Genomic DNA, 18250 nt, shown 5'->3' on the forward strand with positions numbered 1-18250 from the left:
TGTGGATCGTTGAAACAAGGCGTGCACGCAGTCACGGATGAAAGGCTTGGACCACAAGGAGTAGAACGTGGATAGAAGACTTGCGACTGCCGCTTTACCTCGTATTTCTGCGCTTTCTCTTGCGATCCGCCTGGGCGTGGCCGGGCTGGTGATGGGGCTGGCGAGCCCGGATGTGTTCGCCGCCTGTAGCCCGGCGAGTCCCACCGCTGGAGCGACGGTGACCTGTACGGGTGTGCCGACATTGCTGCTGATTCCCAACACCTTCAACAGCGCTGTCAACACCCTCACGGTCAACGTCACCGCCGGGACGAAGCTCAATACATTGGTGGGTGGTGTCGCGCTCAGCCTGACGGGCAACAACACGACATTGAACAACGCCGGCACCATTGACCCGGCAGTACTTGGGTTGGTTTCAGCCCTGAGCGGTGGTGTGGTGATCGGCAACTCGACAGCCAATGCGCTGAACATCACCAACGCGGCCACCGGCGTTATTAACGGTACCGGCGCGCTGCTTGGGTTGAACCTGGCCTCGCTGGGCGGCATGGCACTCAATGCCACCAACGGCGTAGGCGGCACCACCACGATTGTCAACGACGGCACCATTGGTTCGTCTTTCTTGCTCGGCCTTTCGCTGCTTTCCTCCGACACCCCGGTGGTGGCGGTACAGGGTGGCGGGCAGGTCAATATGACGAATAACGGCACCCTGACCGGGCGCGTGGCGTTCGAGAGCTCCACTACAGGGAACACGTTCCGCAACACCGGCACTATCTCTGGCGGCGTGTCGATGGGGGCCGCCAGTACCAACACCTTTACGGCAGTCACGGGCTCGCAAGTGACCAACGGCGGCGGCCTCGGCTTAAGCCTTGGCGGACTGATCGGCGTGAACCTGACGTTCGCCCCCACCGGCCAGGTGGACGGCGGCGCAGGCGGCAGCAACTCGCTGATCCTTGAAAACACGACGGGCGTCGGTGGTGGCAGTACAGGCACCGGCACGGCTTCAAGCGCCAACTATGTCAACTTCAACAACCTGGCCATCAATAGTGGCACCTGGACGTTGCAGGGGCCGTTGGTCAGCGGCAGCACTACGCTCAATGGCGGTGTGGCGCAATTCAATAACAACGCGACATTTGGCAGCGGTGTGCTCACGTCTAACGGCGGCGCTATCGAGGCCACCGGCAACGGCTTGACACTGGCCAACCTGTTGACCCTGGGTACCGGTGGTTTAACGGTACAGGGCGCCTCGACGGGGCTGAACCTGAGTGGTGTGATCTCGGGCGCCGCGGGTGTGAGCAAAGCGGGTACCGGCGAATTGATCCTCAGTGGCACCAACACCTTCCAGGGTGGTACCACCTTGAACGCCGGCACGCTTACATTGGGCAATGCCGCGGCGCTAGGTACCGGTGCCTTGACCGTTGCGGGTGCGAGTACGTTGCAGAGCAATGCAGCCTTGACCACCAGCAATGCAATCGCCTTGAACGCCAATCTGACCGTGGACGGCGTGAACCCGCTGACCCTTGGCGGGGTTGTCAGCGGTGGTTCCGGGTTGATCAAGGAGGGCGTATCGAGCCTGGCGCTTACGGGCAACAATACTTACACCGGCGCCACGGCCCTCAACGCCGGTTCGCTGGTGGTGGGCTCCAATACTGCGCTCGGCGCCAGTGTGTTGAACGCCTCGGCGGGTACCACGTTGGATGCCAGTGCAGCAGTGAGCCTGGGCAATAACCTCAACCTGGGCGGTAACCTGACCCTTGGCGGCAGCAACGCGCTGACCCTTGGCGGTGTGGTGGCGGGCCTTGGTGGGTTGATCAAGAACGGCCCGGCGGATCTGCTCCTCAATCAAGCGAACACTTACCTGGGCAACACGGCACTCAACAGCGGCAAGCTGGTGATTGGCGCTACCGGTGCCTTGGGTGCGGGTACGTTGAATGCAGCTGCAGGCACGACCCTGGACGCCAGCACCAGTGCCACGCTGACTAACGCGATCAACCTGGCCGGTAACCTTGGAATCGGTGGCAGCGCCAACCTGACCCTGGGCGGCACAGTCAACGGTGCAGGCAGCCTGACCAAGAACGGCACAGCCGGCCTGACACTGAGCGGCAGCAATAACTTCCTGGGAGGCACCACGCTGAATGCTGGCACGCTGACCGTCGGCAGCAACACGGCGCTTGGCCTGGGCAACTTGACCGTCGGCGGCGCCGCCACCCTGGACAGCACCTCGGCGGTGGCGTTGGGCAATGGTATTGCCCTCAACGCCGGGCTGACCGTCGGCGGCACCAATGGGCTGACCCTGGGCGGTGTGGTCAGCGGCGCGGGTGCGCTGATCAAGGATGGCCTGGCCAACCTGACCCTTAACGGCACCAACACGTTCACCGGTGGCACCAGCCTCAACGCCGGTACGTTGACCTTGGGCACGGCAGGCGCATTGGGCGCAGGCCCCTTGACGGTCGGCGGTGCGGCAACCCTGGATAACAGTGCGGCCCTTACCCTGGGCAACGGGATTGCCTTGAATGGCGACCTGACGCTCGCGGGCAACAATGACCTGAACCTCAGCGGCGTGCTCAGCGGCGCCAGTGCGCTGATCAAAAATGGCTTGGCTGACCTGACCTTGAGCGGCAACAACACGTTTACCGGGCCATTGAATATTGTCTCCGGCAGCGTCACCACCGGCAGCGCCGGTGCATTGGGCAACACCTCTGGCGTCAATGTCAGCACCGGCGCCGCACTGAACCTGGGCGTCGATTCCAGCCTGGCCGGCCTCAGCGGTGCGGGTGGCGTGGCAGTCGGCGGCGGTTTGAATCTCACCGTGGGAGGGGTGAACACCAGCAGTACTTTTGACGGTGACCTCAGCGGCGCGGGCAGCTTGATTAAAGTGGGTACCGGCACGCTCACGCTCAACGGAATCAATGGCATCACGGGTAACACGGCGATCAACGCGGGCACTCTGGATGTCGATGGTTCTCTGGGCAGCGCGTTGGTCAACGTGAACAGCGGCGGCACCCTCACCGGCAGTGGCTCGCTCTTGGGTACGGCGAATATCAATAGCGGCGGGCACCTGGCGCTGGGCAGTGGCACGACCTTGTCGGCCGCTGGCCTGAACATGAGTGCCGGGGCCAGTCTGGATGTGGCGCTTGGCGCACCGTCGCTGACCTCGCTGATGAATGTCGGCGGCAACGTGAATCTGGCCGGCGACCTTAATGTGAGCGATGCCGGTGGCTTTGGCGCTGGTGTGTATCGCTTGATCAACTACACCGGCGGCTTGACCGGCGCATTGAACGTCAACACGGTGCCGCTGGGTTATGGCCTGGGTGATCTGCTGGTACAGACCTCAGTGGGCAGCCAGGTCAACCTGGTGGTAGCGGCGCCGAATATTCGTTTCTGGGACGGCAGCAACACCCTTGCCAACGGCACTGTTGACGGTGGCAACGGCACCTGGACAGCGGGGGGCACCAACTGGACCTCGGCCGACGGCCTTTCCAACCAGACCTGGGGCGGTGGCTTTGCGGTGTTCCAAGGTGCTGCGGGCACTGTCAGCGTGGATGGCGTACAAACCATCACCGGTCTGCAATTCGTCACCGATGGCTACAGCCTGGTCAATGGCACCGGTGGGCAGTTGAGCACCGGCAGCGGCAACTTCGCCGTGCGCGTCGACCCACTGGCGACTGCCACCCTCGGCGTCGATATCACCGGCGCGGGCGTGCTGAACAAACTCGATACCGGCACGCTGGTGCTCAATGGCGCCAACAGCTACACCGGCGGCACCTTGCTCAATGGCGGTACGGTGGTGGTCGGCAGCAACACCGCGCTGGGCACTGGCACGCTGACCGCTGCGGCGGGCACCACCCTGGACAGCAACGCCTCTGTAACCCTGGGCAATGATGCGGTACTCAACGGCAGCCTGACGGTCGGCGGCAGCAACGCATTGGCGCTCAATGGCGCCATCAGCGGCACCGGTGGCCTGGTCAAGAATGGCACGGCAGGCCTGACACTCGGCGGCACCAATACCTTCCTGGGCCCTGTGGCCTTGAACGCAGGCGGGCTGATCCTGGCCAGCAATACGGCGCTGGGCGCGGGCGTGTTGAACGCCGCAGGCGGTACCACCTTGGACGCCAGCACGGCGGTCGCCACCACCAACGCGATCAATCTGGCGGGCAACCTGGGCATCGGCGGCACCGCTGACCTGACCCTCGGCGGCGCAATCAACGGTGCAGGCAGCCTGACCAAGGAGGGCACGGCCAATCTGATCCTCAGCGGCGCCAACGCCTACCTGGGTGGCACCACCCTGAACGCCGGTACGCTGACCTTGGGCAGCACCACCGCCCTTGGCCTGGGCAACCTCACCGTTGGCGGCGCGGCGACCCTGGATAACACGGCAGCGCTGAGTGTGGGCAATGGCGTCGTGCTTGACGCCAACCTCGCCGTCACCGGCAGCAACGACCTGACCCTGGGTGGCCTGGTCACCGGCACGGCTGGCCTGAGCAAAGACGGCGCGGCCAACCTGACCCTCAATGGCGTCAACACCTTCCAAGGCGGCACCAGCCTCAACGCCGGCACGCTGACCCTGGGCACGGCAGCAGCCCTGGGTACCGGCGCCTTGAACGTAAACGGTGCAGCTACTCTGGCCAACAGCACACCGCTGGTATTGGCCAATGCGGTCAACCTCAACGCTGGGCTGACCGTGGGCGGTCTCAACAACAACCTGACCCTGGCCGGCGTGCTGGCCGGCAGCGGTAGCCTGGTCAAAACCGGCACGGCGGATGTGAGCCTGACCGGCACTAACACCTTCAACGGCCTGTTCGATGTGCAATCGGGCAGCCTCACCACGCTGGGCAACGGAGCACTGGGTGTCGGCGCCGGGGTCAACCTGGCGAGCGGTACTGCCCTGAACCTGGGCGGCAGCGCCAGCCTGGGCGCCCTCACGGGTACCGGGCTTGCAACCGTAGGGGCCGGCAGCACCTTGAGCGTCGGCAACAATAATCTGGACAGCACCTTCAACGGCGTCGTGGCAGGCCTCGGCAACCTGGCCAAAGACGGCACAGGCGCCTTGACCCTCGGTGGCCTCAGCGTGGTGACCGGGGACGCCCAGGTCAACGCCGGCAGCTTGCTCGTCAATGGTTCCCTGGCCAGCGCCAACGTGGCGGTGGGCAGTGGTGCCACCCTCGGTGGTACCGGTACTTTGTTGGGCAACGTGAGCATCGCCGATGGCGGCCACCTGGCCGTCAATTCCGGCGCGACCCTGACCACCGGTTCGCTGCTGCTCAATGCCAACGCCAACCTGGATGCGGGCCTCGGCGCGCCCGCGACGGGCGGTACGGCGCTGGTGCAGGTCAACGGCAACCTGACTCTGGACGGCACCCTTAACGTCACGGATATCGGCGGCTTCGGTGCGGGTATCTACCGCCTGATCGACTACACCGGCGGCCTGACCAACAACGGCCTGCTGCTGGGCAGCCTGCCGGTGAACATCCCGGCCAGCGACCTGGACCTGCAAACCGCGATCGGCAACCAGATCAACCTGCTGGTCAACGGCAGCACCAACGTGCAGTTCTGGGACGGCAGCCAAACCACGGGCAATGGCACCATCGAAGGCGGCAGCGGCACCTGGAGTGCAGGCGGCAGCCAATGGACCGGCGTCAATGGTGCATTCAATACAGCCTGGACGCCCAACAGCTTTGCCGTGTTCCAAGGCACGGCGGGCACCGTCACGGTTGACGGCGCGCAAGCCATCACTGGTTTGCAGTTCGTCACCGATGGCTACAACCTGGCCGGCGGGGCAGCGGGCGCCCTGACCCTGTTCAATGGCGTGGGCGGCAACACCGCCGTACGTGTCGATCCAGGCGTCACTGCCACCTTGGGCGTGGCGCTTAACGGCGGCGGCACCCTGGCCAAGCTCGACACCGGCACCCTGGTGCTCAACGGCGCCAACAGCTACACCGGCGGCACTGCCCTGGATGGCGGCACCCTGGTGGTCGGCAATAACAGTGCCCTGGGCAGCGGCCTCTTGACCACCGCCAACGGCACCACCCTGGACAGCAACACCGCGGTCAGCCTGGCCAATGCACTCAACGTCAACGGCAGCCTCACCCTCGGCGGCAGCAATGCCCTGACCCTGGCCGGCACGGTGGCGGGCACGGGCAGCCTGATCAAGAATGGCATCGCCAACCTGACCCTCAGTGGCAACAACACCTATGCTGGCCCAACCGCACTCAACGCAGGCGGCCTGATCCTGGCCTCCAATTCGGCCCTGGGCAGTGGTGCCCTGAACGCGGCCGCCGGCACCACCCTCGACAGCAGCACGGCGGTCGCCCTGGCCAACACGGTGAATCTGGCCGGCAACCTGGGCATTCTGGGCACCGCCGACCTGAGCCTGAACGGCTTGGTCAGCGGTAGCGGTGGGCTGACCAAAACCGGTGCGGGCAACCTGACGCTCAACGGTGCCAATGCCTACCTGGGTGGCACGCAATTGAATGCCGGTTCCTTGACCCTAGGCAATGCGTCAGCCCTGGGCAGCGGTGCCTTGGCGGTCAATGGGGCAACCACCCTGGACACCAACACGGCGTTGGCCCTGGCCAATAACACCAGCCTGAACGCCGCGCTCACCGTCGGCGGCAGCAACGATCTGAGCCTCAACGGTGTAGTGGACGGCAGTGGTTCGTTGACCAAGGCCGGTGGCGCCAACCTGACCCTCAACGGCACCAATACCTACAGCGGCGGCACGGCCCTCAATGCCGGCACGCTGACCGTCGGCAGCACCACGGCCCTGGGCTCGGGCGCATTGACCGTCGGCGGTACGGCGACCCTGGCCAACAGCACGCCGTTGGTGTTGGCCAATGCGGTCAACCTCAATGGCGACCTCACTGTCGCAGGCAGCAACAACCTGACCCTGGCCGGTGTACTCGCTGGCAATGCAGCGCTGATCAAGAATGGCGCGGCGGACCTGCTGCTGACCGGCAACAACAGCTTCAGCGGCCCACTGACCGTGGCGGCGGGCAGCGTGACCACGACGGGTAATGGTGCGCTGGGCACCACCTCCAGCGTCACTGTCGGCAGCGGCGCCAGCCTCAACCTGGGTGGCAACGCCAACCTCAACAGCCTGGCCGGCAACGGCGTGGTACAGGTGGCTGGCGGCAACACGCTGGCGGTGGGTGGCAGCAACCTGGATAACAGCTTTGGCGGTGCGCTCAACGGTGCCGGCAACCTGGATAAAAACGGCAGCGGAGTGCTCAACCTGAGCGGCACCAATGCCATCAGCGGCGCGGCCAACGTCAACGGCGGCACCTTGAATGTCACCGGTTCACTGGCCAGCGGCACAGTGGCGGTGAACAGCGGCGCAACCCTGGCCGGCAGCGGCTCATTGGCCGGCGCGGTGACCGTGGCCGACGGTGGGCACATCGGCTTGGCCACCGGCAGCACGCTGTCGGTGGGCTCGTTGGTGCTGGGTGGCAACTCGAACCTGGATGTCGGTCTCGGCACTCCGGTGCTGGGTGGCGGCACAGGCCTGCTGAATGTCGGCGGCAATCTGACCCTGGACGGCAACCTCAATGTCACTGATATCGGCGGCTTTGGCAGCGGCGTCTACAACCTTATCAACTACACCGGGGCCTTGACCGATAACGGCCTGGCTCTTGGCACACTGCCAGGCAGCGTGGTGCCGGGCGACCTGCAAGTGCAGACCGCGATCACCAACAAGGTCAACCTGCTGGTGACTGCGCCCAACACCACCGTGCAGTTCTGGGATGGCAACAGCCTGATCGGCAACGGTGCGATTGACGGCGGCAACGGCACCTGGAACGCCGGCAATACCAACTGGACCAATGTCGACGGCACTCTCAACCAAGGCTGGGCCAACAGCTTCGCGGTGTTCCAAGGCGCGGCGGGCAACGTGACGGTGGACGGTACGCAAAACATCACCGGCATGCAGTTCGTCACTGATGGCTACACCCTGGGCTCCGGCACGGCGGGCGTGCTCAACCTGGTCAATGGCGGCACCGGCAACACCGCGGTACGCGTCGACCCCAACGCCACCGCGACCCTGGGCGTGACCCTCAACGGCGCTGGCACCCTGGCCAAGCTCGACAGCGGCACCCTGGTACTCAACGGCAATAATGGCTACACCGGCGGTACCGCGCTCAATGGCGGCACCCTGGTGGTGGGTAATAACAGTGCCCTGGGCACAGGCGCTCTGACGGCGGCCGGTGGTACTACCCTGGACAGCAACGCGGCGGTCAGCCTGGCCAATGCGGCCGTGCTCAACGGTGCCTTGGCGGTGGCAGGCAGCAACGCGCTGACCCTTGATGGGGTTGTCAGCGGCAGCGGCAGCCTGGTGAAAAACGGTGCGGCAGCGCTGACACTCAATGGCGTCAACAGCTACAGCGGCGGCACTGGCCTGAACGCCGGTCAATTGATCCTTGGCAATAATGCTGCCCTGGGCAGTGGTGCCTTGACGGTCGGCGGCGCGGCGCAACTGGATGGCAGCACCGACCTGCAACTGGCCAATACCCTCAACCTGGGTGGCGCGCTGACCCTGGCCGGCAGCCACGACCTGGCCCTCAACGGCGTGGTCAGCGGCAGCGGCGGCCTGGTGAAAAATGGCAACGGCGACTTGTTGCTGACCGCGGCCAACACCTACAGCGGCGGTACCACGCTCAACGGCGGCAGCACCACGGGCAACACCACCAGCCTGCAAGGCGCTATCGCCAACAACGCGGCGTTGACCTTTGAGCAAGCCATCGACGGCACCTACACCGGCAACCTCACCGGTACCGGTGTGTTGAACAAAACCGGCACCGGCGCGTTGTTGCTCAGCGGCAACAACACCTTTACCGGCAACACCAACGTCAACACCGGCAGCCTGCTGGTCAACGGCACCTTGAACAGCGCCGCAGTGCAAGTCGCCAGCGGCGCGACCCTCGGCGGCAGCGGTACCCTGGGCGGTGCGGTGAACATGGCTGACGGCTCGGTGCTCCAGGCCGGTGCCGCGACGCCGCTGTCGGTGGGTTCGCTGGCCTTGTCATCGGGCACCACCCTGGACTTCGCCCTCGGTGCGCCGGGTGCCTCCAGTACAGCGGTGAACGTGGCGGGCAACCTGACCCTGGACGGCACCCTCAACGTCAGCGATACCGGCGGCTTCGGTGTCGGCGTGTACCAGCTGTTCCGCTACGGCGGCAGCTTGACCGATAACGGCCTCACCTTTGGCACCTTGCCGGTGGCACTGGGTAACCTGAGCCTGCAAACGGCGCTGGCCAACCAGCTCAACCTGGTGGTGCAAACCACCCCAGGGCAGATCCAGTTCTGGAACGGCGGCACCACCAACCCCGATGGCAGCATCACCGGCGGCAGTGGTACCTGGGGCCCAGGCACCAACTGGACCGACCCCACCGGCACTCAAGGGCAGGCGTCCACCAATCAGTTCGCGGTATTTGGCGGGCAGGGCGGCACCGTGACCGTAGTCGGCAACCAGGGCTTCACTGGACTGCAAGTGCTGGACGCCGGCTACACGCTGGTCGCCGGCGCAGGCGGTAGCTTGAGCCCGACCAATGCGGCCGATGGCAGCCTGGCGCCAGTGCGCGTCAATTCCGGCGTGACCGCTCAGATTGATGCACCGCTGGTGGGAACCGGCGGCATCAACAAGCTGGATGCGGGCACCTTGCTGCTGACTGGCGCCAATACCTACACCGGCGGCACCACCGTCAGTGGCGGTACGCTGGCGGGCACCACCACCAGCCTGCGTGGCAGGATCCTCAACAACGCGCGGTTGTTGTTTACCCAGCGCACCAATGGCCAGTTCAGCGGCACCTTGAGCGGCACCGGTGCGCTGATCAAGCAAGGCGCAGGCGCGCTGTTGCTGACCGGCAACCAGCCGTTCAGTGGCACCGTGGCGGTGGAAGAGGGCGTGTTGCAAGTGGGCAACGCGGCCAACCCAGGCGCGGTGCTTGGCGGCCAAGTCACTGTGGCCAACGGTGCGGGGCTGACCGGTAACGGCAGTGTCGGTTCGCTGGTCAACAACGGCTCGGTGACGCCCGACGGTGGCAAGCTGACCGTTGCCGGTAACTTCACCAACGCCAGCACCGGTGCGCTGAACCTGGTGATCACCCCATCCACCACCGGCTCCCTGGCCGTGGGCGGCACCGCCAACCTGGGCGGCACCTTGAATGTGGTCAACCTGGCACCCTATGCCGGCGCCACCACCTACACCCTGCTGACGGCGGGCGCGGTCAACGGCACCTTTGCCACCACCAACCTGGAGAACCTGGCATTCCTCACTACCGCGTTGAACTACAGCCCAACCCAAGTGGCCCTGGCGGTCAGCCGCAACGACGTCAGCTACGCCAGCGTGGCGGCCACCGGTAACCAGCGCGGCGTAGCGGCGGCGTTGGGCACAGGCACCGGAGTCGGTGGCGCAGCGGTGCAAAATGCACTGCTTAACGGTGATGCAGGGGCGGCACGTGCGGCCTTCGACAGCTTGTCCGGCGAAATCCACGCCAGCACTGCCAGCGCCATGCTTGAAGACTCGCGTTACGTGCGTGATGCGGTCAACGAGCGCCTGCGCCAACCCGGTTGCTACCGCGAGGACGACCCGCGCAATGCCCTGGCACCCAGCGAAAACCACCTGAGCAGCGCCGGTTGCCACGGCGAGATGGTCGGTTGGATGCGCGTGCTCGGCACCTGGGGCCATATGGGCGGTGACAGCAACAGCGCCAAGCTGGACCGCAACCTCAGCGGCTTCCTGCTCGGTACCGACAAGCAAGTGGACGACGCCTGGCGCGTGGGCGTGGCCGCCGGCTATACCCGCAGCGACCTGGACGCCAAGCGCCGCAACTCGAGCGCCGATGTGGACAGCTACCACCTGATGGCCTACACCGCCTACCAGCAAGAAGCCTTCGCCGCACGCATGGGCGTGGCGTACAGCTGGCATGACGTTGAAAGCAAACGCAACGTGGCCGTCGGTGGCGAAGGCCAACGCCTCAAAGCCGATTACAAGGCACGCAGTGCGCAGGTGTTCGGTGAAGTCGGCTACACCATTCAAACCCCTACCGTGGCCCTGGAACCGTTCGCCGGCCTGGCCTACGTCAACTATGACAGCGACACCATCAAGGAAAAAGGCGGCTCGGCAGCCCTGCGTGGCGATGCCGACCAGGACATCACCTACTCGACCTTGGGCGTGCGCATTGGCCAGACCATCACCCTGGGCAACGGCTCGAAAATCACCCCACGGGGCAGCATCGGCTGGCGCCATGCCTTCGGTGACACCAAGCCCGACGCCGACCTGAGCTTTATCAATGGCGGTGGCTCGTTCAGCACCCAGGGCGTGCCGATTGCCAAGGACAGCGCGGTGGTGGAAGCGGGCCTGGATTACCAGATCAGCCAGAACGGCAGACTGGGCCTGGGCTATTCCGGCCAACTCTCGCGCAACGACAAAGACCACGCCGTGACGGTGAGTTTCTCCCTCGGTTTCTGATCAAGGCCGAGTTTTCTTGAACCGCCCGCAAGGGCGGTTTTTTTTGCTGAAAGCTGGGCTTGCCCGAATACCCCGTGTAGAAGCGAGCGTGCTCCCACAGTTTGATTGGCGTGAGCTCAGAAACGGGTGCCGTCTTCGGTCGAGTACATCCACCGCAACAACGAATGCCGCCCGCTGATCCCCAACTTGATCGCCGCACGCTTGAGGTAGCTCTCGATGGTGTTGACCTTCAACGCCAGTTGTTCGGCCAACTCCGGCGCGGTGCGCCCGGCCAGCAGGCCTACGCACACTTGCAGTTCACGGTTGGACAGGGTCAGCCCCGATTGCACCAGGCGCTCCTGAATGCGTCGGTGCAAGGTGTCGATGCCCTGATGTTGGGGCACTGCGCACGGGCTGTCTGGGAGCGATGGCTGCAGCGCGGTGATGTGTTTTTCCACCATGGGCAGCAACAGCGCGGAGAAGTCTTGGAGCATGCTGCGTTCTTGCGCGGAAAAGCTGTCGGACGGGTGCGAGCGATACACCGACAGTACATAGCGCACATCGTCCTTGCGGCCCGTGAGGTGCAGTTGTGCGGCGAGTTGCTCGCTGCCCAGGGCCGCCACCGAATCGGTGTACACCGGGCTGATCTTGCGGCGGCCAAGGCCTTCGCGGCTGACGTGCAATTGGGTGATATGGGTGGCGTCCACTGCCAGTTGGGTGAGGATCAGGTCATGCAGCATGCGTGGAAAATGGCGGCTGCCGGTGCTGGCGATGACCTTGCCTATCTGTGGGAACAGGTGTGAGTTCATCAATTCGTCCATGAGTTTCGTGCAGGTGTTCGGTTTTATAGCGACGGGGGTTAAGAAGGTAACGAATGTGAATAACCTGCAGTGATAGTGCGTCCCGCTGCGGACATGCTAGTACAGGCTGGCTAAAGGAGGGGGATCCAATCTGCGAAAAAAAGCATTAAACATGTAGAACGGCAGTCGGATCCTTCCGACCGCCGCCCAGGCACCGCAAAACGCACGGCTTGAGGCGCTATTTCATGGCATAAACCGCTGTGGGGGCTGGCCGCAGGTTGGCACCGCTGCACTTGGCCAGGGCCTGTTGGATATCCGTCAGCAGGTCGGCAACGTCTTCAAGCCCCACCGACAAACGCACCAGGCCCTCGCTGATACCGTGCTGCGCAAGTTGCTCGGGGGTGTAGGTGGAGTGGGTCATGCTCGCCGGGTGTTGGGCCAGTGATTCGGCATCTCCCAGGCTGACCGCACGGGTGAACAGTTGCAGTGCGTTCATAAAGCGCCGGCCCGTCTCGATCCCACCCTTGAGTTCAAAGGCAATCATGCCGCCGGGCAGTTTCATTTGCCGGGTCGCCAGTTCGTACTGGGGGAAGGAACGCAGCCCGGGGTAGATCACACTCTCCACGGCCGGGTGCGCCTGCAAGGCTTCGGCCAGCGCCTGGGCATTGCTGCAATGACGGTCCATGCGCAGGGCCAGGGTCTTGAGGCCGCGCATCAGCAACGACGCGTCCTGGGGTGACATCACTGCGCCGGTCAGGTCCTTGAGCCCTTGCAGGCGGATGCGCTGTGCCAGCGCCTGGTTGCTCACCGCAACACCTGCGGTGATGTCGCCGTGGCCGCTGAGGTATTTGGTGGCCGAGTGCACCACCACATCGGCACCCAGTTCCAGGGGGCGTTGCAGATAGGGCGTGCAATAAGTGTTATCGACCACCACGGTGACATTCGGCTGTTGATGGGCCAACTCGGCCACGGCGGCGATGTCGATCAGGCGCAGGTTGGGGTTGGCCGGCGTCTCGCAGTAGAGCATGCGCGTGGCCGGGGAGAATGCTGCTTGCAGGGCGGCCAGGTCGGTCAGGTCGACATGCCGCACCTTGATACCGAATTCGCCCAGGCCATGCTGCAACAGGGCGAAGGGACAGCCATAGAGGGTCTGGCTGACGATGATCTCGTCGCCCGGGCGCAACAGGGTCCAGAACGTTGCGGCAATCGCGCCCATGCCGGAGCTGAATGCTACGGCGGCCTCGCCGTTTTCCAGGCTGGCCATGCGTGACTCCAGCAGGGCCAGGGTGGGGTTGGAAATGCGCGTATAGAAGTGGCCGCTGGCTTCGCCGGCAAAGCAGGCGGCGCCGTATTCGACGGTGGGGAAGGCGAAGGTGGCAGACAAGTAGATGGGCGGAACGAGGGCGCCGTGATGGTCAACAGGGTCATAGCCATGGTGAATGGCACGGGTGCAAAAGCCGAAGCTGGTGTGTTGAGTGTGCATGTCGGGCGCTCCTTATTTCCTACAATGCTATGCTCATAACCACAGATGAACTTTGCGAAAAAGCCTGCAAAAACCCGCGTTTGTGGATCAAACATCGATAAAAATAATGATTAGAGGCACGTTATGCCCATCAAGCTGGACCGTACGGACAAAGCCCTTTTAAACGCGTTGCAAGGCAACGCCCGCCTGACCGTGGCCGAGTTGGCAGAGCGGGTGGCCCTCACCACCTCACCGTGCTGGCGCCGGGTGCGCACCCTGGAGGAGAGCGGGGTGATCAGTGGCTACCAGGCGATCCTTTCTCCCAAGGCGCTGGGTTATGGGGTGACCGCGTTTGTCAGCATCATGATGGAAAGCCACACCCAGGAAATCGCCCGCGCGTTCGAGCAGCGCCTGTTGGCGATTCCGGAGATTGTGGCGTGCCATAACGTCTCGGGGCGCTATGACTTTTTGCTGGAAGTGGTGGCCAAAGACCTGGAATCGTTTGGCGAGTTTGCCCGCGAGGTTTTGCAGACGTTGCCCTGCGTCAAGGAGATCTATTCGAGCTTTTCCTACAAGTCGGTGCGGCCGTTGCGGGTGATTCCGTTGCCGGGTTGACGGGAGGCTTACGGCGCGAGCCGATGCGTATCCACCCGACGCCCCGCGATCCAACTGTGGGAGCTGGCTTGCCTGCGATGGCGGCCTGCCAGCCGACACCTATCTACCTGACGCCCCGCGATCAATTTGTGGGAGCTGACTTGCCTGCGAAGGCGGCCTGACAGCCGACGCAGTTATACCGAGTACATATCCATTCCTGCGGTAACGGCCACCTAGGGGTCCGCCCTTACGGCGGGTCACTTTGGAAAAGCCCCAAAGTAACCAAAGGGCTCTTGCCCCACCACTCGGCACCTCGCTTAGGCTCGGTGTGCCCGTAATCCGCCAGTGATTTGGGGGGCCGCCGCCACGCGCCATCCATGGCGCGGGGCGGCTAAACCGGCATCCCTGCCGGTTTACCCCCCAAATCCCTGTCGAATTCCGGCCAGCGTGGTTTAACGGGGCGCCTGAGATCAAAATCAGAGCAAGAGCAAGAGCTACTCGCTTCGCATCGTGGTTACGTTGGGCCGCTTTTGCTTTTGTGTGCCACCCCATGCAACAACAGCGCCTCAAATACCCGCTGCACCCGTGGCTCATCACTGTGGGCCACATTGAAGCGCATCGAGTCGCGATGGGCCGGGTCATAGCCAAACAGCGCACCGGGCGCCAGCACCATGCTGCGTTTCAGGGCTTGCTGAGCCAGGAGTTCGCCGTTCACGCCAGGCGGCAGGCGTGCCCAGATGAACATCCCGCCTTCATACGCCATCGGCAGTTCGCACCCGCAGCGCTTGAGCCATTGTTCGACGCGCCCTCCGGCCTCCATCAGGCGTTGCACCATGCGCTTGCGATGCTTGGCATAGCTGCCTTCGCTGAGCATACGGTAGACGATTTGTTCGAACAGTTCGGAGGTGACGCCGCCGCTCATCAATTTCATATTGGTGAGGTTGGCGGCCAGTTGCGGCGCGGCCACGACGTAGCTGACGCGGGTGTTGGCGCTGAGGCTCTTGGAGAACCCCGACAAGTAGGTGACCTGCTCCAGCCCGGCGACGGCGGCCAGGCGTGGAGGAGGGTTGGGATGCAGGTCGCCATAAAGATCATCCTCGACGATATGGCAGTGATAGTGCTGGGTCAGTTGCAGCAGCCGAAACGCCTGGCTGGGGCTGAAGGAATGCCCGGTGGGGTTATGCAGAACGCTAGTGGTCAGGTAAAGGCTGGGGCGGTGTTCGGCCAGCAACTGTTCGAGGGCCGCGAAATCGAACCCATCGGGGCGGCGCTCAATGGTAACGACCTTGACCCCATGCAGCGCCAGGTTGGCGTGGAAGTTGAAATAGCACGGCGCGTCGAGCAACACCGTGTCGCCGGGGCGTGCAAGCAGGCGCATGAGCATGTCCAGGCCCTGCACGGTGTTGGGGGTTGTGATGATTTGCTCCACCGGCACCGACAAGCCTTCGCCATGCAGTTTCTGTTGCAGCGCCTGGCGCAACGGCAACAGCCCCGCCGGCGTGCCCAGCCCGGCGATGCGCAGCGACGGCGCACGCACCACGCTGCGCATGGCCTGGCGGATCGCTTCGCCATTGAGCCAGTCCTCCGGCAGGTGCCCGCCACCGGGCCGCAGTTCGCCACTGGCGGTGGCCAAGGGCCGGCGCAATACGCTGAGCAGGTCTTGGGGCAGTAGATCGACCCAGGTCGCCGAAGCAGGGCGTGTGCTGTCCATCGCCACGAAGTAGCCGCGGCCCTGGCTCGAGGTCAGCAGGTGGCGACCGCGCAGGCGGTCCAGAGCCTCATTGAGGGTGAACTTGCTGACGCCGAGGATCTGGGTCAGCTCACGCACGGATGGCAGTTTGCTGCCCGGTGCCCATTCGCCATTTTCGATGGCGTGGCTGAACGCCTCGACGATCTGCTGGACCTTGGGCGTGCCTTCTACGAAAGCGATGGCGGATACAAACATGACGCGTCCTTGTGTTTGCAGGTGATTTTACCGGTGAAGTGAGGCCGGATTAGGCATCACTTTACCTGCCTTGCGCAATGCCACTCCCCTAGACTGCGCGGCATCTCGCCTGGAGATGGCGATATTTCCTACACCTGAGCAATGGATTCTGCATTTCCATGAAGACTTATATGTGCGCACCCTGCGGTTTTATGTACGTAGAAGAACTGGGTATTCCGGAGGACGGAATTCCCGCAGGCACCCCTTGGGAAGAGGTGCCTGAAGACTGGACATGCCCGGATTGCGGCGTGACCAAGGCCGACTTCATGGCCATCAATCTTCCTGAACGTCAATTCGCCTGACACTCCATCAACGAAAGGAATCGCTCCATGGAAAGCAAACTGATCAACGCCACCGTCCCGTTCTGCACCGGTGTGGCCCACCAGAAATACCTGGGCGCCGAAAAGGGCCTGCAAACCGCCATCGAAGGTGACTGCACCCACTGGTACATCGACGGCAGCCTGTTCGGCGAAATGGTCGATGACTGGACCGAGGCGCGTATCGAAAGCCTGCAGGCGCAAATCACGGCGACTGGGGTCAAGCCGGTTTTCCACGGCAACTTCAAGGCACCGTTGGGCAGTGATGTAGAAGCCTTCCGCAGCGCTGCCGTGGAGTATGTGAAAAAGGAAATCGACATCGCCAGCCGCCTGGGCGCGCCGTTGATCATTCACGGCGGTTGCATCGTCGAGCCGAAAATGGTGCTGATGGCCAAGAAGGTTGCCCTGGAGCATTACCTCAAGTCGGTGCAGGAACTGGCGCGCTACGCCGAGGCCAAGGGCACGGATATCTACCTGGAGAACCTGTCCAACTACGTCAACTATCGGCCGTTCCACTACATCTTTACCCATGAAGCCGAATACGCCTTTGTGTTCGAGCGCCTGCAAGCCCATAGCAATGTGTATTTCTTCCTCGATGCCGGCCACGCCAACATCGAGAACGGCCTGCCGGCAGAAGTGGTGCGCAAATACCACCACCTGATCAAGGGCATTTCCTTCAGCAACAACAACGGCGTGCAAGACCAGCACTTCGGCATCCATGACGGCAACTGCGATTACGCCGATGTGCTGCAGGCCATTGTCGAGACCAACTGGAAGGGGCTGGTCGCGTTTGAAACCCGCAACCAGACCGCCAAGGCTGCCCTGGCTGACCTGGCGGTGATGTACCGCGACTCCCTGACCACCGAAATCGCTGTCGCCTGATCGGCCGGGGGCGGGCGCTGGCCGCGTTCGCCCTGTTGCTGCTGTTTCTCTTTATTCAAGGTGCTGGCCATGACAAGTGCGTTAACCCTGTCTTCATTTCTCTACTTTCTGTTGTTTTGCGCCACCATGACCTTCAGCCCGGGCCCCATGACGTTGCTGTTGTTGAGCCTGGGCTTGAAGGACGGCCTGCGCAGTTCGATCCCGGCGCAGGTCGGCGCCACTGTGTCGTACCTGATTTCGATCCTGATCTTTGCCGTCGGCTTCTCGGAATTGATCAAGGGCAACCTCGCCATTACCCAGACCATCCAGTTTGTCGGGGTAGCCTACATTCTTTACCTGGCCTACAAGCAGTGGACCAGCAGCGGCGTGTCGATCAACAACGCCGGCACGGTCGAGGGGGCACGCAGCCTGTTTGGCAAAGGGCTGTTGACCGGGTTTTCCAACCCCAAGACCATCATCATGTTCAGCGCCGTGTTCCCGCAGTTTGCCGGCGCCGGTGAACACAGTTCGGCGGCGGACATCGCCATCCTTGGCCTGACCTTCCTGCTGCTGCAATTTGCCAGCGGCTGCCTGTATTGCTATTTCGGCCAGCGCATCAAGCACGTGCTGGAAAACCCCAAGCGCCGGGTGTTGTTGCAGCGGGTCACGGCCGTCTTGCTGCTGGGCGTCGCCTTGATGCTGGCACGCGGGTTTTCGCACTGAAGTATTAGCCAATAAGCGGTAGTGGCGATTTGACGTCGCCCTGTTAGACTCCAGGCATTCACCCAGGATCGCCCC

8 protein-coding genes are annotated in these 18250 nt (G+C 63.5%); 5 read left to right on the forward strand and 3 right to left on the reverse strand.

The features are described from left to right. The first annotated feature begins 67 nt into the window (after window positions 1–67). A complete protein-coding gene (locus AB4P90_RS12115) occupies window positions 68–11455 on the forward strand; it encodes an autotransporter-associated beta strand repeat-containing protein (protein WP_395605917.1) in 11388 nt (3795 codons plus the stop codon). 116 nt (window positions 11456–11571) lie between these two features. Here AB4P90_RS12115 and AB4P90_RS12120 read toward each other — a convergent pair whose 3' ends face one another. Then, a complete protein-coding gene (locus AB4P90_RS12120) occupies window positions 11572–12243 on the reverse strand; it encodes a helix-turn-helix transcriptional regulator (protein WP_072435738.1) in 672 nt (223 codons plus the stop codon). Window positions 12244–12472: 229 nt separating this feature from the next. After that, window positions 12473–13717: a methionine gamma-lyase gene (locus tag AB4P90_RS12125; RefSeq protein WP_395605918.1), complete on the reverse strand. Its 1245-nt coding sequence runs from the start codon at window positions 13715–13717 to the stop codon at window positions 12473–12475. Between the two features lie 123 nt (window positions 13718–13840). Here AB4P90_RS12125 and AB4P90_RS12130 point away from each other — a divergent pair, with 123 nt between their 5' ends. Beyond that, a complete protein-coding gene (locus tag AB4P90_RS12130; protein WP_014718112.1) occupies window positions 13841–14311 on the forward strand; it encodes an Lrp/AsnC family transcriptional regulator in 471 nt (156 codons plus the stop codon). 493 nt (window positions 14312–14804) lie between these two features. Here the strand turns inward: AB4P90_RS12130 and AB4P90_RS12135 are convergent, their stop codons facing one another. Next, complete coding sequence (locus AB4P90_RS12135) at window positions 14805–16235, reverse strand: PLP-dependent aminotransferase family protein (protein ID WP_019817295.1); 1431 nt, start codon at window positions 16233–16235, stop codon at window positions 14805–14807. A gap of 158 nt (window positions 16236–16393) precedes the next feature. On the opposite strand from AB4P90_RS12135, the gene AB4P90_RS12140 reads away from it, so the two are divergent. The 3 genes from AB4P90_RS12140 (at window position 16394) to AB4P90_RS12150 (ending at window position 18175) form a co-directional block, all read left to right on the forward strand. Beyond that, complete coding sequence (locus AB4P90_RS12140; protein ID WP_014718115.1) at window positions 16394–16576, forward strand: rubredoxin; 183 nt, start codon at window positions 16394–16396, stop codon at window positions 16574–16576. Window positions 16577–16603: 27 nt separating this feature from the next. Continuing rightward, on the forward strand, window positions 16604–17473 hold the full coding sequence (locus AB4P90_RS12145) for a sugar phosphate isomerase/epimerase family protein (protein ID WP_395605919.1): 870 nt from the start codon (window positions 16604–16606) through the stop codon (window positions 17471–17473). Between the two features lie 69 nt (window positions 17474–17542). After that, window positions 17543–18175 (forward strand): LysE family translocator, encoded by a 633-nt coding sequence (locus tag AB4P90_RS12150; protein ID WP_395605920.1) that lies wholly within the window; start codon window positions 17543–17545, stop codon window positions 18173–18175. Window positions 18176–18250: the final 75 nt, after the last annotated feature.

Source organism: Pseudomonas sp. B16120 (assembly GCF_044218845.1).
GTDB classification, from domain to species: Bacteria; Pseudomonadota; Gammaproteobacteria; order Pseudomonadales; family Pseudomonadaceae; genus Aquipseudomonas; species Aquipseudomonas paracarnis.